The 18,239-nt window shown below is 50.2% G+C and carries 15 protein-coding genes, 1 tRNA gene and 1 riboswitch; of the genes, 3 read left to right on the top strand and 13 right to left on the bottom strand.

Going from position 1 to position 18,239, the window contains the following annotated elements; translation table 11 throughout:
• Window positions 1-167: 167 nt before the first annotated feature.
• A complete protein-coding gene (locus PG728_RS00175) occupies window positions 168-1,211 on the top strand; it encodes an acyltransferase family protein (protein WP_270624971.1) in 1,044 nt (347 codons plus the stop codon).
• Window positions 1,212-1,240: 29 nt separating this feature from the next.
• Here the strand turns inward: PG728_RS00175 and PG728_RS00170 are convergent.
• The 4 genes from PG728_RS00170 to serS all read right to left on the bottom strand — a co-directional run bounded on the left by PG728_RS00170 (window position 1,241) and on the right by serS (window position 4,993).
• Window positions 1,241-1,327, bottom strand: a tRNA-Ser gene (locus tag PG728_RS00170).
• A gap of 55 nt (window positions 1,328-1,382) precedes the next feature.
• Window positions 1,383-2,708 carry an AGE family epimerase/isomerase gene (locus PG728_RS00165; RefSeq protein WP_072510088.1) on the bottom strand — a complete coding sequence of 442 codons (1,326 nt, stop codon included), beginning with the start codon at window positions 2,706-2,708 and terminating at the stop codon, window positions 1,383-1,385.
• A gap of 59 nt (window positions 2,709-2,767) precedes the next feature.
• The gene (locus tag PG728_RS00160) at window positions 2,768-3,628 is read right to left on the bottom strand and encodes a nicotinate-nucleotide diphosphorylase (protein ID WP_270624970.1); all 861 of its coding nucleotides are present in this window, start codon (window positions 3,626-3,628) and stop codon (window positions 2,768-2,770) included.
• Window positions 3,629-3,709: 81 nt separating this feature from the next.
• Complete coding sequence (gene serS / locus PG728_RS00155; protein ID WP_270624968.1) at window positions 3,710-4,993, bottom strand: serine--tRNA ligase; 1,284 nt, start codon at window positions 4,991-4,993, stop codon at window positions 3,710-3,712.
• Between the two features lie 129 nt (window positions 4,994-5,122).
• On the opposite strand from serS, the gene PG728_RS00150 reads away from it, so the two are divergent.
• The gene (locus tag PG728_RS00150) at window positions 5,123-6,208 is read left to right on the top strand and encodes a diacylglycerol/lipid kinase family protein (protein WP_270624967.1); all 1,086 of its coding nucleotides are present in this window, start codon (window positions 5,123-5,125) and stop codon (window positions 6,206-6,208) included.
• 29 nt (window positions 6,209-6,237) lie between these two features.
• Here PG728_RS00150 and pheA read toward each other — a convergent pair whose 3' ends face one another.
• Both pheA and PG728_RS00140 read right to left on the bottom strand, forming a co-directional pair.
• Window positions 6,238-7,173, bottom strand: coding sequence for a prephenate dehydratase (gene pheA, locus PG728_RS00145; RefSeq protein ID WP_270624966.1), 936 nt, complete (start codon window positions 7,171-7,173; stop codon window positions 6,238-6,240).
• A 116-nt stretch (window positions 7,174-7,289) separates the two neighbouring features.
• Window positions 7,290-8,126, bottom strand: coding sequence for a glycosyltransferase family 2 protein (locus tag PG728_RS00140; protein ID WP_072510093.1), 837 nt, complete (start codon window positions 8,124-8,126; stop codon window positions 7,290-7,292).
• A 364-nt stretch (window positions 8,127-8,490) separates the two neighbouring features.
• Between PG728_RS00140 and PG728_RS00135 the strand changes: the two genes are divergently transcribed.
• On the top strand, window positions 8,491-10,131 hold the full coding sequence (locus PG728_RS00135) for an outer membrane protein assembly factor BamB family protein (RefSeq protein WP_270624965.1): 1,641 nt from the start codon (window positions 8,491-8,493) through the stop codon (window positions 10,129-10,131).
• Here the strand turns inward: PG728_RS00135 and PG728_RS00130 are convergent.
• From PG728_RS00130 to dcd, 7 genes are all read right to left on the bottom strand, one after another.
• The gene (locus tag PG728_RS00130) at window positions 10,092-11,102 is read right to left on the bottom strand and encodes an ABC transporter ATP-binding protein (RefSeq protein ID WP_270624964.1); all 1,011 of its coding nucleotides are present in this window, start codon (window positions 11,100-11,102) and stop codon (window positions 10,092-10,094) included. The genes PG728_RS00135 and PG728_RS00130 overlap by 40 nt on opposite strands.
• Window positions 11,102-12,775: an ABC transporter permease gene (locus PG728_RS00125; RefSeq protein ID WP_270624961.1), complete on the bottom strand. Its 1,674-nt coding sequence runs from the start codon at window positions 12,773-12,775 to the stop codon at window positions 11,102-11,104. Before PG728_RS00125 ends, PG728_RS00130 begins: the two co-directional genes overlap by 1 nt.
• A gap of 4 nt (window positions 12,776-12,779) precedes the next feature.
• Window positions 12,780-13,835, bottom strand: coding sequence for a thiamine ABC transporter substrate-binding protein (locus PG728_RS00120; protein WP_270624960.1), 1,056 nt, complete (start codon window positions 13,833-13,835; stop codon window positions 12,780-12,782).
• Between the two features lie 39 nt (window positions 13,836-13,874).
• A riboswitch (TPP riboswitch) is annotated at window positions 13,875-13,975 on the bottom strand.
• Window positions 13,976-14,054: 79 nt separating this feature from the next.
• Window positions 14,055-14,324: a DUF4235 domain-containing protein gene (locus PG728_RS00115; RefSeq protein ID WP_270624958.1), complete on the bottom strand. Its 270-nt coding sequence runs from the start codon at window positions 14,322-14,324 to the stop codon at window positions 14,055-14,057.
• Between the two features lie 51 nt (window positions 14,325-14,375).
• Window positions 14,376-16,094, bottom strand: coding sequence for an MDR family MFS transporter (locus PG728_RS00110; RefSeq protein WP_270624957.1), 1,719 nt, complete (start codon window positions 16,092-16,094; stop codon window positions 14,376-14,378).
• Between the two features lie 141 nt (window positions 16,095-16,235).
• Window positions 16,236-17,387: a hypothetical protein gene (locus PG728_RS00105; RefSeq protein WP_270624956.1), complete on the bottom strand. Its 1,152-nt coding sequence runs from the start codon at window positions 17,385-17,387 to the stop codon at window positions 16,236-16,238.
• A complete protein-coding gene (gene dcd / locus PG728_RS00100) occupies window positions 17,380-17,979 on the bottom strand; it encodes a dCTP deaminase (RefSeq protein WP_270624955.1) in 600 nt (199 codons plus the stop codon). Before dcd ends, PG728_RS00105 begins: the two co-directional genes overlap by 8 nt.
• Window positions 17,980-18,239 lie beyond the last annotated feature (260 nt).

Here is an 18,239-nt window from a genome sequence, read left to right as displayed (position 1 = left end):
GGACGCCGGCAGAGAGTTTTTAAGATAATCGAACTCTTTTCTTTACCTCACCAAGTTTTATAGGTACGCTCACCCATTTCTTTCGGGAATAATGTAGTATTATTTCTGCTGCTTATTCGTTACTTACGAAATACCAGGTCTGAAATAACTGTCCCTAAGGGAGTAAGATGGATATAACCGTTTCCCGGAAGATTAACCTATATAGATGGCTATTTACCTTGGGAATAGTAATTTATCATTCAAAATCTTTGGCGGCATTCACCAGTCCGGAAACTAAAATCGGTATCCTAGCAAAAACCTATGTAATCTTAGCAAATCAGCTAGGTTTTACCTCAATGAATTTTTTCTTTTTTACTTCCGGTTTTTTACTCTATTTCAATGCCAGCCCCCCCTCAATAGGGCGGAAAATGAAATCCCGAGTTAAATCACTGCTGCTGCCATTTTTATTATGGCAAGTTACAGTTCTTATTTTAATGACGCTGACCCGTCCCTCAGAAGCTAGACTCCATCTCAACCCGATAGATTCATTTTTCTGTTCACCAGTTGCGGGACCACTTTGGTATTGCCTTGCCCTTTTAATCCTGATGTTGCCCGCTCCCCTAATAGTGCGGATTAAGCACAAATCAGCACTAACCGTACTGACAATCGCTATCTTCACCTATTTAATTGCTCGCCATTTAGGCTACTTCCCAGAACCTTTAGCATTTAAACGCTGGTGGTGGTATGGCAATATGATTAGCTATCTTCCGAGCTATATTTTAGGGGCATATATCGGAATAGTTCGACCAAATCTAATTGTTAAACCAAAAACTAACAATAACTTCTGGGTACTATTTGGTATTTTCCTTACTGTAACCGTAACAGTGCTGTGGCACTATTCCCCCGGAATGCTCTCAGATGTAAATTTTGGATTGCTACAATTAATTGGGATGTGGTTACTATTAAAATCCACTTGGCTTACGAAAGATATGCCCAAATTTTTTGATTGCGCTTTTTACGTATTTGCCCTGCACAATCCGATATTAATTCCAGAATTTGAGCTGTTGATACTTCCACTATTTAGCAACTTCGTTCCCTTTAACGATTTAGAAATTCTTGCCCTAAAACTATTGGAGATTGTTTCTATAGTATTGGCAAGCTGGACCTTAAAGCTACTGTTTGACCGGATATTTCCAGCTAAATTCTCAAAGATGTTTACTGGTGGCAGATAACCGGAACAATATAGATATCTGCCAATCTGCGGAGAGTAAGGGATTCGAACCCTTGATACCCTTGCGGGTATAACGGTTTTCAAGACCGTCTCCTTCGGCCACTCGGACAACTCTCCTATCCGTGCCTAGAACACTAGGTATCCCCTATGTTACAGGGGATACCCGCGCGCCCTAAAATCCGCCAAAGATTTTCCTCTTGGCAGATTCTGGTGGCAACGGTTTATCTAACTGTCCGTGAGCTAGCGCTACCGCAAATGCCGGAGCTAACGGCAAACGCGGTAACAATAACGCCTGCACCGCGTGATAAACACTGTCACGCAGCTTTTGATTCTCTAAATCCAAAGGCTGATTCTCCGGGGAAAGCCGGTGGACAATCCGTCCCCCGCGCACCAGGAAATACTCATAGGCGAAATCAATCCAGGAGCGGTAGCAATGCTCATAATGCTCGCCGTCCTCTACATCTGCCCCCTCTTGCTGGGCTACCCTAAGCAAAGTAACTGCCGCCCCTATAGCCTCAAACTGCACCCAAGCTTGGCGGTCACGAATAAGAGGCTTCCCCGACCAATCCACAGTAAACACGAAACCGGGGGCACCATCCCTGCGCCAAGCGTCCTCGCGGGCACGCTCAAACAATCCAGTTGCAGCCTCAATCATCCAGTCAGGAACTTCTTTACCGGAAGTCTTAAGCATCGCCCTGGCCTCTAAAATTAGGCGCGAAAACATGAAAGAATGCCCGATATCGGATCCATAGGCACGGTGGGTTTCCTGAGGATTGTCAAGATTGTAGTCCAGCAGCGGGTTCCATTCGGAATCAAAATGTTCCGGAAGTCGCCAGTTATACTCCCGAGATACCCGAGCTACCCGCTGTAGAATCCGCATAGTTCGCTCTAACCATTGGCTGTCGTTAGTTACCTGCGCTAAAAGCATATAGGCCTCTGCCATATGCATATTTGAGTTAATACCCCGATAGTCCTCACAAACCGAGTAGTCACGGTTATAGCTTTCACGAACCATGCCAGCATCTTCATCCCACCAGTGAAGATTATTCTCGCGAATAGCTTCTTGCATTAGCTCATTTGCGCCAATCCGATCCGCGGCAGTCGCCGAAGCCGCCCCCAAAAGCAAAAAAGCATTCGAGTAAGAATGTTTATCATCACGACCCGGATAGGCGACCGCACGTCCTTGTTCATCCAGTTCATGGTCAATCGCATCAAACCAGCCACCATTTTCTTCATCCCGGAAATACTGGTTAAGGCAGCGAATACCGTGTTCTACCAGGCGGCGACAACCAGGAATCCCGAGCAGCACCCCCAGAGAAAACACATGCACCATTCTGGCGGTTAAATAGAGTTGAATAGGCTGATCCAAATCGACTTCACCGTTACGATCGAGGCAGGCGAATCCGGTTTTTACCTCCGATTTACGTCCGTAATCCAAAAGATCTTGCAAACGCGCAGACAGCCAGCGATTATGCTCGATTGAGTCGAACCAAAACATCTTTCAGCTCCTTTATAGGTAAGTTATATTCAGAGGTAGCAGGTTAAGCTGCACAAGTATTAACGAAATTCCATGTTGATACCAAGTGGAGATACCTTGTCGGTTAAAGAATCCACAGCTAGATAATCGACTCCGCTCTCGGCATAGGAGGGCGCGTCCTCGATATCTAGATTCCCACTGACTTCCAGCAAAGTTCCGGGATTAATAGTTGCCCGATGCTCGGCTGCCAAAGTTGCTTGCTCAGGGCTAAATCCCCGTAGACGCAACAAATCTACCTGCATCTTTAATAAGGGATCTAGGTATTTGGTTGCCTCGATTTCTACTTCGATAGGTTTACCTGAAGCGCTGGTTCGCACATGATTCATCACATCCCCCAGCCCCGTCCCCAGCTGCAAGTGTGCTGCTCTTACCAGTGGGAATGAGCCTATTCCTAGACGGGAAGTCATTCCCCCTCCTGCTCGCACCGCATATTTTTCAAGTTCACCTAAGCCCGGAGTAACCGAGAGAGTATCCCGCACCACTAATTTGGTCTGCGAGAGTGCCTGCGCCCACTGCGCCGTCTTGGTAGCAATCCCCGACAGGTGAGAAAGAAACCATAGACATAAATCTCCTGCTTCCAACAATCCGCGAGTATTCCCACTAAGTTCAAGCACGGTGGTTCCCGCAGTTACCTCGGTTCCATCGGCTACGCGCAGGTGCAACTGGTATTCCCCCAGTACCTGAGAAAGAATCTCGCGAGCAAGCGGAATCCCGCAGATAACGCCATCTTCACAAGCATTAAACCGCACTCGATTGCGGGCACTTTCTGGGATAGTAGCCCGGGTTACAATATCGGAACCGTATCTGCGTGCTTCTTCAAGAGCGCACGTAACTAGCTTAGGTACGTAATCCCCCTGGGGATATTGCAGGAAATCAGCCATTGATTCTCTCCATCCTATCGGCGGCTACTGTGGATGCCCGTGGACGCCCTCCCCCAATCCTTTCATGCTTTGCAGTGAATTTTATGGTTTTACTACTGGCTCTAGTAGCTCTTTGCCCCCTAGGTAAGGACGCAGCGCCTGCGGTACATATACGGAGCCATCGGCTTGCTGATGGTTTTCCAGGATAGCTACCAGCCAACGAGTACAGGCTAAGGTGCCGTTCAAAGTAGCGACCGGTTGAGTTTTTCCGTTCTCGTCCCGGTAGCGAATCCCCAGGCGGCGCGCCTGATAGGTAGTGCAGTTCGAGGTAGAGGTTAGCTCTAGGTAGCGTTCTTGGCTGGGCAGCCAGGCTTCACAGTCAAACTTGCGGGCTGCTGAAGTTCCCAAGTCCCCAGCGGCAGTATCGATTACCCGATATGGCAGTTCAACTTTTTGCAACATTTCCTCTTCCAATGCCAATAGGCGCTGGTGTTCCGCTTCGGATACTTCTGGACGGCAATAAGAGAACATTTCTACCTTGTTGAACTGGTGTACCCGAATAATTCCGCGCACATCTTTTCCATGGGAACCTGACTCCCGCCGGTAACAGGCTGACCATCCGGAATACCGTAGAGGCTCTTCCCCTAGTTCCAGGATTTCCCCGCCGTGATAACCGCCGAGGGCGACCTCGGAGGTACCTACCAGGTAGAGGTCATCGGCAGGTAGGTAGTAGATTTCTTCGGAATGTTCAGTTAAGAATCCGGTTCCACGCATGGTGTCGGGAGTGACCAAGGTGGGAGTAGTCATGGGGATAAATCCATGCTGCTCTGCCAAATCCCAGGCGCAGGTGAGCAGTGCCAGTTCCAGACGTGCCCCGATGCCTCGTAGATAGTAGAAACGGGAGCCAGATACTTTAGCGCCTCGCTTAACGTCGATTGCTTGCAGCATCTCCCCGATTTCCAGGTGGTCGCGAACTTTGATTCCCTCCGCTGCGAAGTCTCGAATCGGCTGACCGCGGTGAGCGAGTACTACATAGTCGTCCTCACCACCGGTAGGAGTTCCCGGCATAATAATATTGGGAAGCTTTTCGAGGAGCTGGCGAGATTTTTCTTCTGCTTCCCCCGCCTGTTGCTCAGCTGCTTTAACCTCGGTGGATAGCACTTTTGCTTTCGCCAGTATTTCTGCGCGCTCATCGGGAGAGGCTTTCCCGATGGTTTTAGAAAGTGCTTTTTGTTCGGCTCGTATCGCTTCGAACTGTTGCTGCTTGTTCAGCCGCTCCGCATCGGCAGCAAGAACCGCATCAATCCGGGAGGGATCATCCCCGCGGGCAATCAGGGATTCTTTAGCTATCTGTGGGTTCTCGCGCAACTGTCGAATATCAATCATGTTTTTATCATATCGTCATCTATTGGCGATTCTCATCTTGCTTCACCTCTCGGTGTCGCTAATAGACCGAGCACCAGTAATCGATTGCTTTAGCGTCAATCGTTGAGCGAATTGTTTAGACTTGAGTCTATGACTACTGCGCTCTGGATTTTGGTGATTGTAGCTGTACTTTTAGGAATCATTTCTTTAGTTTCAACTATTAACGCCCGTCATCTCGCTAATCGCGCCATGAAACTAGCGATTAAGCAAGGGTTTTCAGCTCCCGCAGCTACCTGTGCTAATGACTCTTCCAAACGGGTAGCGATTATATATAACCCTACAAAGATTTCTAACCTGGATGATTTCCGGCGCACTGTAACCCAACGCGCCCAAGCCACCGGATATGACGAACCTATTTTTCTCGAAACAGACGAGGAATCCTTAGGAAAAAATCAGGCAAAACAAGCAATTGAGCAACAGGTGGGACTGGTTATTTCAGCTGGTGGAGATGGCACGTTACGGATTATTGCGGCAACCCTGGCCGAAAGCCGAATTCCGCTCGGAATTTTGCCACTAGGAACCGGAAATCTTTTGGCCAGAAACCTTAATATCCCGGTTGATTCTTTGCGACGAGCCTGCGAAATTGCTTTTACAGGTAAAAATACCGAAGTCGATTTAGGGCATCTAAAAACTGAAACTGGAGAAGATTTTCCTTTCCTGGTGATGGCGGGTATCGGATATGACGCGGAAGTTATGGATAAGGTATCGACTAAATTAAAAGCCTCAATCGGATGGGGAGCCTATGTCGTGTCGGGTATCGCCGCCTCTAACAATCCTCCTATCACTATGGATGTTTCCTTTGGAGACCAGTCCCATACCCGTACTCGTAAAGTAAATACCCTGCTCTTTGCGTCTTGTGGGGAACTGGTTGGCGGGATTCCTTTACTCCCAGAAGCTAATCCTCATGATGGTTGGCTTGAGGTACTAATGCTGAGCGTGCGGGGAGGCCTAATCGGTTTACTAGAAGTCACCACTAGGGTATTTCGTGACACTTTGGGGTTGAAAAGACTAACCGCAGGATTGGTTTCAAAAACCGATGTGACCCGTACTCGCCGAGCTAGCGCCAAGGTACATGGCGAGGCGCGAATGATTCAGGTTGATGGGGACCCGGTGGGCAGCTATCGTGAAATCTCTGCTTGGCTTGACCACGGGGCAATAGTCGTGCGCGTCCCCTAGCCCCCTTAGCTTCCACCCAATTTGCTCGCCTATTTACGTAAAATCGAGTCTACCCAGCCTCTTGCCCGCCTAAAATCAGTGTCCCCCGTGCGCGGGGCATGATCATTTCGCATCTGATCGGCGCGAGCGTATGAACCCAAGAAACGTAAATCCTCACTAATGCGATATAAACCGCGTAACGCCGACTGTACGCGTTCTTCCCTAATATGTCCGTCAAGGTCGATACTGAAAACATAACGCCCAGCTTGCCCCGCTAAGGGACGGGATTCAATCCGGCTAAGGTTAATTCCTCGCGCCGAGAATTGTTGCAACATTTCGAGGAGGGCGCCAGAACGATAGTCATTAGGTAAACGCACTTGAATCGTAGTTTTATCCGCTCCACAAGGATCGGGGACGTGACCGGGATTGGCTAGTTCCACAAATCTGGTTACCGCCCCATGATTGTCGGCCACGTCCTCGAATAGAGCAGTTAGCCCATAGGAGAGGACGGCCGCGGAGGAAGCTAAAACCGCTTCGAAGGAGGCGGTTTCCTCCTCGGCAAGTATCCGGGCTGATTCTGCGGTAGAGGTGGTGGCTACGTGAACCACGTTCGGCAAGTTATCGGCAACCCAGTTTCGACACTGCGCCCAAGCATGGGAGTGGGTGCCAATCCGTCTAATTTCGCTCAGCTGGGTACCGGGACGCACCCCTAATGTGAACCCGACCGGGACTATCATTTCTGCCACAATCTGCAAACGTTTGTCCCAACCCAGGGAATCAAGAGTGGCGCTTACTCCCCCTTCGATGGAGTTTTCAATCGGAACCACTGCCCGCTGCGCTTTACCCTCGCGCACCATATCCATGGCTAGGCGCTCCCCAGCGCAGGGAAACAGCTGGGCATTGTCTGGCGCTACTTGCAGTAACGCCTGGTGGCAGAAAGTTCCTACTGGCCCTAAGAACGCATAGCTTGTTACTGAAGCACTCATCTCCACTTCCTTTTTCACTGCTATCACGATACTAGGAAAATGTTACTCACCCTTAGCGAGCCAAAAGAATATGCCTGCGCAAAACGCGGCGCGCAGCGAGCCGCCCTGGCATATTGTCATAGTGTCTTTTCGGACTCGGGTATCTGCTCACGGTGAGCGACCCGATAAACCATTCCTGGTTTTTGGTTTAGCGCCGCTTCCAAAAACTTGCGGCGTTTAATATGAACCCGGCGGGCCCGGAGCTTTAGCACTGCTTTCAACACGTCAATAAACTGGTGCAGGCGGTGCATTTGGGATTTAAAATCTCGCCGACTAACGCGGTGGGTAAAGTTTACGGGAACTTCTTTAACCGCAAACCCGGCTGTGATTAAGCTGATGGTCATGTCGGTTTCTACTCCCCACCCTGCTGCCAGGGGTACAGCAGCTTGGAAAGCAGCGCTGGTTAGGCAACGTTGTCCAGAGAGAGGAGCTTGCGGATTCCAGCCAGTAGTGCGCCTAATAGCCCACTTAGATAGCCCCAGCACAAATCCGTGACCGCCCGCACCTGCCGGCTTGGGTAAAACCGCAATCGTACAATCTGCCTCGCCTTTAACTACTGGCTCTATCAGTGGGGCTGCCTCGGCAGCACTTTCCCCTAAATCAGCGTCAAGGAAGAGTAGTAACGGAGGAGTTTTCCCCCTAATAGCCCGCATGGCAACCACTTTCGCCCCAGTTTCCATTGAAGAGGCTTTACCTCTGGTGACGGTATGACGGACAGTAACTGCACCCGCTTGGCGAGCAATCTCACGAGTGTCATCAGCTGAACCGTCATCTACTACTACGATTAGTTCCAGATTAACGAAAGGCAGGGCTTTTACCGCCCGAACAGTCATCCCAATCCGCTCGGCTTCGTCCTTGGCGGGAATAATTACCGCTACCCGCGGGGTTACCTGTTTACCTGGATTTTCATGCATATGTTGCCTCAGTTGCACCTAGTCTTTAGGCTCAAACTTTATGGTTACATTCTAACCATAAATAGGCTACTTCTGAATCGCTTTACCCCTGCTTGAATTAAAAAACAGGTTTATATTTTCGCGGTGCACGTCGTAACTTTGAAACCCGTTAGATAACTATGCCATATCTTATTTTCTTTCTTGTTTTTCACTCGTTTAGTTCCTCAAACCCTATCCTCTGCTGCTAGTGTCGATAAAGAACAGCAGCGGGTTAAACTTAACTAAGTTAGATTTCACTTAGAGGAGGGAGGATTGGGTGGCTAGCTCTGGGCGCATAAAACGTAGACTGTTTCGGCTAGTCGTAACGATTCTTACTCTGACGCTAGTGGCAATCATCAGTGGAGCAGCTTTTTTGTGGTTCCGTTATTCTGCTCGCCAGGCGGCTGCTACCGGTTATTTCAAAACGAAACCGGCATTAGAGGAAGACTTTCAAGCCAATGCCTATGGAATCAGCGCCTTTGTTCCCCTCCTTGGTCAGCAAACCCCACTAGAACCCGTAACTTACGGTGAATACCGCGTTATGGCTGGGGTTACCAAAACTGGCAGTGGAGCCATTGTACAACTGGCAGAAAACGGCACTTCTAGCTGGTCAGTTGATTTGAACGCCCCCTTAACTGCCTGTGCCCGCCAACCCATCGGAGGAAAATCAGGAGATAATCGTTTCCTACCCTGTCTTTACCGCTCTGGAAATGGTTCCGGTATCGCCATGGTTGATTTAAAAATGGGTACTGCCAAGTGGATTTGGGAATCTAACGACTATTACGTAAATATCGCCACCGAAGGCACTCAAATAGTGTTGGTTGGTGACGATCTTTCTCTGCTGCGTCTATCTGAGCAAGGTGAACAATTAACCGAGGGACTACTTTCCCAAAAGCCCTCTGACCCGCAGTTCCAACCTGATGTTGGCGGATGCAATCTCGATGGCAACCCTACGCGAGAGGCTCCCGAAAGTTTTGAAACTTTCTCGCAAACACTTTGGGTTATCGGCCATAAAGGAATCAATTACCTGGTAGACCCGGAAACTAATCAGATTCAAGTGGCAAGCCCCGGAAGAATGATCCGAAATGCTGACGATACTGCCTGGGCACTCAGCCCTAAGGACGGTTGTGTCCGCTCCTTCTTTATTCAGCCTCAACGCGGTCATGTGAGCGTCCTACCCGAGGGAACAACCGTGCCAGCTGACAACTCGGGTCACTTGACAGAGATGGTTCAAAAGGGCGGAAAGCTCTTCAAAATGGATTGGACGACGCTTCGATCCCTGCGGGCGGTTTTTAACGATAGCGAGATGAAGCTTCAGACCGGCAGCCAAGTTTTACAGACCCCAAACGCCCTATATATTGCGAGCAACAAAGAATTGGAATGCTATTCCCGCAAAAATGGCGCGCAACTGTGGTCTTTTAGCGAAAATGTTAAAGATTTACGAATACATCAAGACATTTTGCTTTATACCACCGAAAACGGGCAGTTAAAGGCAGTTTCTACCGCCGATGGCATTGAGTTATGGAGTCAGGAAATCTCCGAGAATTCTCGTCTAGAACCCATAAAAGACACTAAACAAATACGCACCCTCAGCCCCCAGGGATTACGGGCTTGGGGAGTGCACTCCCAGGAAAACTATTCAATTGCTAAAGGCGCTGCAAATCCGATTACCCCAGCAGAACCAGGTCTAACCTTCCCAGTTGATTCCTGTATCCGGGTCAGTAACGTAGATGGTTCCGGCAGCTCCTACCAGGTGAACTTTTCTCGTGTTTCCTGCAAATTAGAGGGAGCAGAAAAGATTGTCCGGGTTATTGATACCGGGCAGATTGAACGAGGCAAAACGGCGAAAGATTACATCAGCAAATGCCTGGAAGATTCTAAGGCTACCAGCGCTATCACGGTAACCAGCGCAATTGCTGACCCGAAAATATCTGCCTTGTGTACCGGTCAAGTCGCCACGGGCACTACACAGGTTCCATCACGGTAAATCTGCAGAGTGACCTCTTGATGGGCTTGTTTTTTGGACAGCTGCATCTCGAGTCCCGCCTCTGCCTGTCCCCTGTATTCTTCGTTTCCGTGATGCCAAGCCACTTCCGCTAAATACTTCCCGCGTCTTACCCGTAAATTATTGGCTCTAGCCGGTATCCCCTGCCCATCAGTACCCATCCTTAAAGCCCCTGGGGCTAAACCAAGCTCTGTACCGTCCTCGATTACAATCCCGAAATCTTTTGCTGCTGCCGGGCTTAAAAACGGGCGGTATCCCAGGAAAGATGCGGCTGTTTTAGAGCCCGGGTGTGTCCAAATCTGTTCGGAGGCATTGGAAACTAGAATCTGTCCTTTGTCCATGATTACGATTTGGTCAGCCAGCGAGAATGCTTCATCTTGATCATGGGTTACATAGATAACCGTTAGTTTCAGGTCACCAATTATTTGACGCAAAACTATCAAAAGTTCCTCACGCAGGGCTCTATCGAGGGCGGACAATGGTTCATCGAGCAGCAACAGTTCTGGCTGGGGAGCTAGGCAACGCGCCAGAGCCACTCTTTGCGCCTGTCCCCCCGAAAGAGTATCAATCGCCCGATCCTCATACCCCGCAAGCCCTACAGTTTCCAGCAGTTCTCGAACTTTCCTGCGCCTTTGGGTTTTAGGAAGCTGCGACAGTCCATAGGCTACATTTCCAAAAACATTGCGATTGGGGAAAAGCTGCCCATCTTGAAACATCATCCCGAAGTGACGTTTGTGTACCGCCACTTGCGCCAGGTTGCGTCCTTGCCATAAAATACTGCCCCCAGCCAAAGGTTCTAATCCCGCAATCGCGCGCAGCAGTGAGGATTTACCGCATCCTGACGGACCTAGTAGCGCCGTGACCGTGCCTAACCGAACGCTTAGACTAACCCCTTTTACCGCTTCTACCAGCCCATATTCGATTCTTGCTTGGGAAATAGTTAAACCGTCCATCAGTGTTCACCAACTTTTCGCTTTCGCAGCGCTTCCACCGCGCTCATTATTACCGAACAGGTCAGACACAGAATTACCGCTGCTGCCATTGCCATTCCGTTTTCGGCTGGCCCCGCACTGCCGGAAAGTTTATAAATCATCACCGGCAAGGTTAAAGACTCGGGAAGTACCAAGAAAGAGGCCGCCCCGAACTCGCCAAAACATACCGCGAAAGCAAATCCGAAAGCTACTACCAGGGCACTCCAAATATAGGGACCGTCAATAGTTAAGAAAACCCGGAAAGGTCGCGCCCCCAAGGTGGCAGCGGCTTCCCGCAGGCGGGGATTTACGGTTTGCAAAATAGGACGCATGAGCCGAATTACCAATGGGGAGGCTCCCAGGGCTTGTGCTATCGGTAACAAGAAGGGGCTTTCTGCCAGATTCCAAGGGGGAGCTGCCAAGGTAATAAGGAAACCTAAACCAATAACTACACTGGAAACCCCCAGGGGCAGCATATTTAGCGAGTCGAATATTTCGGCTGCTTTTTGCAGACGTTGGTTGCGGTAGTGGCGACTGGTTACTGCCGCCACTAAAGCTCCTAGCAGGGTGGATACTATTGCCCCGATGAACGCTGCCCGCAGTGAAACCCCCAGAGAATTGATTACCGGTTGTTCTATCAAAACGGAGGCATCTGCGCGCGTGAGGTCGAGATAGTTTTGCAATGTCCACTGTCCGCGACGACGAAATGACCGGGTAATTACCTGAGCCATGGGCATCACTATTAGTAGCATTATCACCGCGCCAGCTGCGGCAATTGCTAAATAATGCCACCCTTTTGCGGTGCGAACAATTTCAACAGTTTTAAGTCTTGCGCTAGTGCGAGCCTTGTTTTGGTAATACTGGGAAACACTCAGCGCCAGCACCACCATGATTACTTGCAAAAGGGCTAATACCGCTGCGGAAGCTAAATCTAAATCAATTGAGGTTGTTTGATAGATTTGGCTCTCCAAAGTCGATACTCCGATACCTCCCAGTATCATTACCAGCGAATAGGACGAGCAGCAGTAAAGAAACACCAGGGAGGCTCCGGAGGCGATTGCCCCTAGTAGTTGCGGAAAAGTTACGGTAAAAAAAGCTCTAGTTGGGCTCGCTCCCAGAGTGCGGGCTGCTTGCTGGGCGCGTCCCGTAAGACGTGCCCACACTGGACCCACAGTGCGCACTATCAGAGAAACGTTGTAAAAGACCATCGCTAAGATAACGGCTCCTTTAGTGCCGTCCAGCTCTAAGAACGCTATCCAGCCTCCCTCAGAGAGTAAAGCTTTAAAAGCTGCTGCAACCCCGATAGTGGGCAGGACAAATGGGATAGTTACCAGTGCCCGCAAAATGGTTCTAAAAGGAAAATCAAGACAGTAAAGCACCCAGGAAAGAGGTAATCCAACCAGCACCGAGATTACAGTTCCCCCTATCGCCATAAACAGGGTGTCAGCGATGGCTCGCCAAGTGAGCGAATCCGAGATTACCCGCCACCAGGTTGTGAGGTAGCCACTTTCTTCCGCCTGACCAACCCCCAACCATAGGAGTGCCAGTACCGGATAGAAGAAGCAAAACGCCAAAAATAGGGCGGGAATAACGGTCGCCAGGACGAGCATTGCTCGTCCTGGCGTGACCGATAAGGTGCTGGGTTTTATCGACAATCCGCTATCCTAGAACCGCCTGTACCTGGCGAATCCATTCAGCACGGTTACGTTCCACTTCCAGCACATCCAATTGCTGTTCATTGTGGGGACGAGGCGCGAACTTTTCTAGCTTCGGATCTAGTTTTACCTGTTCATCAATGGGATAGGTGATATTTTCGGTCATAATAGCATTCTGACCTTCCTGACTATATAGCCAGGTCAATACTTTTTCAGCTCCCGAAGCGTTCTTCGCTCCTTTTAGCACTGCCCCGTATTCGACTGCCGGGTAACAGGTTCCCTCGATATTGGCAGTCGGAGCAGATTTACCGTCCTCAGATACGGACCAGTAGGGAGAGGAAGAATAGGACATGACAATTGGGTATTTACCTTTGCCCTCCCCCTGGGTGAATTCTTGGTTATAGGCTTCGTCCCAGGTGTTTACGGCTTTAGCTCCATTAGCTACCAGGTTCTTCCAGTATTGCAGGAACCCATCGGCTCCTTTTTGTTGTACGGTTGCCAGCAGCATCCCCAACCCGGTGTCAGATTTGGCGGGATTTTCTACCACCGTCAATCCCTTATATTCAGGTTTTAGCAGGTCATCATAGTTTTGGGGAATTTTTAAGTTGTGGGTCTTGAAATAGTCAATATCGTAGTTGGCGCACACATCGGAGCGGTCTAGTGGAAGCGCTCCATCAGCCTGTTTAACCAGGTATTTTTCTGCTGAAGCGGGAACTTTCACCTTATTGGGTGCTACTACCCCTGCTTTCGCAACTTTCACAATGTTATTGGCAGTTAAACCAACCGCCATATCCCCGAGCGGTGAATCTTTCCGCAGAATCAGTTTGGAATCAAGCGTTCCGGACTCCTCGCCATTTAATAGTTTAATGTCTTGCCCGGTTGCCGCTTTTGCTTTGGCTAATGCCTCTTTACCCAGCGTCCAGCTACCATTGGTAACAATAGTTACAGTGCCGCTATCACTTTTAGCTTCGCTAGAGTTTTTTTCACTCCCGCAGCCACTTAATCCCAGAGCTAGTGCCCCGGCTGCCAGTACTGATGCAAATTGCGCTAGTTTGCGCATGGTTCTCCCTCCATTCAAATAGGAGGGGACTTGCCTATGCAAGTAAGAGACTCGACTCCCTGCGCCAGCATTACCTGGTTCAGGTGCGAGGGTCTGTCCACCTGGACACTCTCAGCCTTTCGGCTCCCCTGTCGTTACTGTCAGGTAGAAGCCTATCACCAGTAGGGTTTTCCCCTTAAAAGGTGAGTATTACTGGCTTTCGTCCCAGTTGGTTAAACCCTAATTGCCGAGTTCTAAAGGATCTTTATCGCGTCCTCCGTACCAGCTGTTTGCCCGCCGCATAGCCGCACGTTGAATCAAGGTAACCGCTACCCCCGAGATAGCAGCAAAAATAACGACTTCCAGCACAGAGGCTTGAGCAGCCTCTTCACCGTCCTGGGGTGGCTTATGTCCGGTAACCAGTTTCCATGCAGAATTAATAACCAGGTTAGCGACCAGTCCGGCTCCTGCCAGGCTCACGGCGCTTGCTGCTTTCCACCCAATATCCATTATTTACCTTTCCTGGAAGTTCACTATCTATAAACTTACCCCATGAGGCTCTTACGCTTGAAAATCCGCCTCGCCCTCGCCTTGAGTTTTCCTAGCGGCCGAATCTGAATCAGGACTAGCGTTTTTAGCAGCCTTACGAACCTTATTGCGTACCCATCTAGACAGCTCGTGACTAACTTTATCTTTTTCGAGGGCGCGGCGCACTAACTCGCGTTCTTTCTCGCTTGCCTGGTGACTTTGGGGATTCTCGGCGTATTCAGAAATCAGCTCGCTCCCTTTCATCAAGGATACGCAAACCAAACCTATCAGGGACAGCAGCAGTAAAGGAACAAAAATATCCCCGAGAGCGCCCGCATAGGCATCGCGGACAACCTGTTGTTGCGCAGCTGGCAGTTTATCCAGTTCCAGGGTAGATAGGTCTGCCATTGCGGCACCTTTATCCCCTAGTTTCGCCATCGCAGAGCTGACCGCACGCGCAATCTCCCAAGTGAACACAAAACCGCAAATTTGTATCCCGATTGCACCCCCCATAGAACGACAGAAAGTAACCGTAGAGGTAGCCGCCCCCATATCGCGCAGTTTCACTCCATTTTGTACCGCTAACACCAGGTTTTGCATACTGGCACCTTGCCCAGCTCCCAGCAGGAACATACCTAGGGCGATAAACCAGTAGGGGGTGTTTTTATCAATCAGGGTGATAAAGAAAATCCCCACACACATCACTGCGAAACCACCGACCACAAACCGTTTCCAGCGCCCTATTCGCGAAACCAATAACCCGATTAAAGTGGAGGCGATAAAGGTACCGACCATACCCGGAAGCAGTGCCATCCCCGCGAGCGCGGGATTCATACCTTTAGCAATTTGGAAGAACTGGGTGAAGAACAGCGGCGGGGCATTAAGCGCAGTTCCCACCGAGATTGACCCCAGAATTGCCAGCAAAGTAGTGCGCTTGGTAAACATCCACATCGGTATCACCGGTTCTGGAAAATGCAGCTCCCAAAACACAAACAACACCACAAACAGCCCCGATAGGGCGAGCATCACCCCGGTTTGCCAAGAATTGAATTCAAAGAATTTACCAGCTAACGAGAGCCAAATCAGACAGGTCGATACGGCAGCAGTTATCAGACCAGTCCCCACAAAATCGATACGTGGTTTCGAGATTTGCGCAGCCGGAACTTTCAAGAAACGCCAAAGCACCGCCATGGCAGCCAGGGAAAACGGAACCGAAACCCATAAACACCAACGCCACCCTAACCAAGGGGTAGCCACAATAAAACCTCCAACCAACGGACCAGAGATATTGGAGATGGCCATGACTGCCCCAAAATAACCGTTATAGCGTCCGCGTTCGCGCGGGGGAATAATCAGCGCCATAACCACTTGGGTGAGCGACATAATCGCCCCCATGCCTATCCCCTGCACAATGCGGGTGAAAATCAGTTGCCAAGCCTCGGTAACCGCCCCTGAAAGCAAAGACCCTAAAGTAAACAGCCCGATTGCCCCCATCAAGAGTTTCTTCGAGTCATACATATCTGCCAGTTTTCCCGAAACCGGGGTTGCCACCGTAGAGGCCAGCATCATGGCCGTTACTATCCAGGTGTATTGAGATTCGGTGCCATGCAGCGCCGCCATCATAGTCGGCAATGCAGTCCCGATGATAGTTACTGACATTACTGCCACAAACAGCACCATTAAAAGGCCTGACAGTACTTGTAGAACCTCTGAAGAGTTACCGGGGGAAGCTGCCTTATTTTTCGAAAACATTTAACACCTCAGCTAGCACAATTACCGCTAAAGTCTAGTCCTATCAGGCATTATTTCGCTAGTTTGTCAGCTACTTGGACACCGGATGATGCCGGAAGCTATCTTTAAACGTCGGCGCTAGTCCCCATGAGGCAGAAGTTTCTAAGTCCAGGTGATTAAGAATGAGTCGTCATCGACTACGCTACCGTCACTAATGCGTGCTAGTAGGCGAGCCGCGTCCTCAAAAGCATTAATTACCTTTAGACGCGCTACCCGTTCTATGCGGCTCAGACGTCTACGCCCCATAGGTTCACTAAGCCATTGTAGCTGGTAGCTAGCAAAAGGCTGCCCCTGGTGCGGATGGAAACGCAAAGATGAGGGTAGCTGCAGGCTGGTTTGAACACCAACGCAAAAATCTGCGCCCTTCCCCACAGAACCATAGAGGGCATAGGCTTCGCTGTTTCTTAAATCAAAACCAACTTCCTTATCGAAAGCTGCTGCTTCTGCCGCTATCCGCTGGAGTTCTTTCTCACCCAGTTGGGCTTTAACCAGTTCTTCAGCTTCCCGATTCGCTCGCTCGACACGGCGAGTAGGTTCTTTGAGCTGCTCCCCGTCCAAGCTAAGCTCCCCCAACACTGGATTTAACAGCGACTTTAACTGTTCAATCTCTATCCAATAGGGCGAATAGACCGTTAGATTTACCGCCGAATCCGGGTCTGGTGAAAGTAGCTCGGCTGAAGAATCTTTCGCCCGATTACCCGGCCCAATCCGCAAACTTCCCCCGAGGCGGCGGCAAATTGCCAATAGACCACTGAGTACTTCATATTCCAAACCAATCGGCTCACTGGCAGCGAAAGCATCGGTCAGGGAATCAGCTCCCTGTAACTCGGGGGCAAGAGCGCCTGCCCGTTGGCGCGGACAGTCAAGACGAAACGCGATTCCACAGCCGGAGGGTAGCTGCAAAATTTTGCGATTTTCCTGATTCAAACTGAAAGGACCACACAGCTGTGCCTGCCCGCTAAGACGCAACCTGCCGGGAGCAATCCAAGCTGCGTCCTCCCAAAGAGAAACCGCGAGTGCTTCGACTTCTTCACCGCCAACCCCAGCGGGAAAAACTACCAGCTGGCTGCACCCCACCTCGGTAAATTCAGTTGTCGGAAGCGCTCCCTGGCTGAGCATCAACGATGCACCTGGGTTAATCGCTGCCACTTGGTTTTGTGACTTAACCCCTTGCTTGGTTACCCGTAGCGCAGGGATTTTACCGGTCTCAACCCGCGCAAAGGTAGAGGTATCGGTAAGGGGATTATCACTCACTGCCGTTTTCCATCTCCGGCACTTGGGTACGGTCAAATCGCAGGTAGGAGCGAGAGGCAGTCGGTCCGCGCTGCCCCTGGTAGCGAGAACCACGTTCAGCTGACCCGTAGGGTATTTCTGCAGGTGAGGATAGTTGGAAGAAACAGAGCTGACCGATTTTCATCCCTGGGTAAAGCAAAATCGGCATCGTGGCAGTGTTCGATAGCTCCAAGGTGACGTGACCGTTAAAGCCAGGGTCGATAAATCCGGCAGTGGAATGGGTCAGCAACCCCAGGCGTCCTAGGGATGATTTGCCCTCTAGGCGGGCGGCCACATCATCTGGTAAATGAACCCGTTCAAGAGTAGAGCCGAGTACAAATTCTCCCGGGTGGAGCACGAATGGGTCATCACCACCCACATCCACCAGGTGGGTGAGGTCGTCTTGGGGCAGAGCCGGGTCGATTACCGAGTATTTGTGGTTATCAAATAGACGGAAATAGCGATCCAGGCGCACATCAATAGAGGCTGGCTGAATCATTGCCGAATCATAAGGATCAATTTCGACTTTCCCGGATGCGCATAGCCGGGAGATATCGCGGTCAGATAAAAGCATGGTTTTAGTTTAACGCAGGGCGGTTAGCTGTTTGGATTCTGTCGCATTCTCACTTCCTAACCCCCTGGAAAACTTGAAAACTAAGGTACAGGTTTTTGAGAGGACGTGTACCTGCCCGAAGCGCGCGCGTGAATATGTGCAAACTGAGCACTATCCGGGAAAGAAAAATGCTCGCGATATACGCTGAAAAAGTCGCAGGAAGAAATCTGAGGCAATCATTTGAAGCGTGGCAGCGAAGCCACGATCATTTCTGGAGGCAT

The sequence above is a fragment of the Varibaculum timonense genome, from assembly GCF_027694345.1.
GTDB classification, from domain to species: Bacteria; Actinomycetota; Actinomycetes; order Actinomycetales; family Actinomycetaceae; genus Varibaculum; species Varibaculum timonense_A.
The sequence above is the reverse complement of the archived record's forward strand: the minus strand, read 5'-3'. Positions and strand labels throughout refer to the sequence as shown.

What these genes read in the sequence shown, in the direction of transcription:
- dcd (WP_270624955.1), bottom strand. Translation starts at nt 17,979, where the DNA reads ATGCTTTTATCTGACCGCGATATCTCCCGGCTATGCGCATCCGGGAAA.
- PG728_RS00165 (WP_072510088.1), bottom strand. Translation starts at nt 2,708, where the DNA reads ATGTTTTGGTTCGACTCAATCGAGCATAATCGCTGGCTGTCTGCGCGT.
- PG728_RS00160 (WP_270624970.1), bottom strand. Translation starts at nt 3,628, where the DNA reads ATGGCTGATTTCCTGCAATATCCCCAGGGGGATTACGTACCTAAGCTA.
- PG728_RS00175 (WP_270624971.1), top strand. Translation starts at nt 168, where the DNA reads ATGGATATAACCGTTTCCCGGAAGATTAACCTATATAGATGGCTATTT.
- PG728_RS00120 (WP_270624960.1), bottom strand. Translation starts at nt 13,835, where the DNA reads ATGCGCAAACTAGCGCAATTTGCATCAGTACTGGCAGCCGGGGCACTA.
- serS (WP_270624968.1), bottom strand. Translation starts at nt 4,993, where the DNA reads ATGATTGATATTCGACAGTTGCGCGAGAACCCACAGATAGCTAAAGAA.
- PG728_RS00115 (WP_270624958.1), bottom strand. Translation starts at nt 14,324, where the DNA reads ATGGATATTGGGTGGAAAGCAGCAAGCGCCGTGAGCCTGGCAGGAGCC.
- PG728_RS00110 (WP_270624957.1), bottom strand. Translation starts at nt 16,094, where the DNA reads ATGTTTTCGAAAAATAAGGCAGCTTCCCCCGGTAACTCTTCAGAGGTT.
- PG728_RS00130 (WP_270624964.1), bottom strand. Translation starts at nt 11,102, where the DNA reads ATGGACGGTTTAACTATTTCCCAAGCAAGAATCGAATATGGGCTGGTA.
- pheA (WP_270624966.1), bottom strand. Translation starts at nt 7,173, where the DNA reads ATGAGTGCTTCAGTAACAAGCTATGCGTTCTTAGGGCCAGTAGGAACT.
- PG728_RS00150 (WP_270624967.1), top strand. Translation starts at nt 5,123, where the DNA reads ATGACTACTGCGCTCTGGATTTTGGTGATTGTAGCTGTACTTTTAGGA.
- PG728_RS00140 (WP_072510093.1), bottom strand. Translation starts at nt 8,126, where the DNA reads ATGCATGAAAATCCAGGTAAACAGGTAACCCCGCGGGTAGCGGTAATT.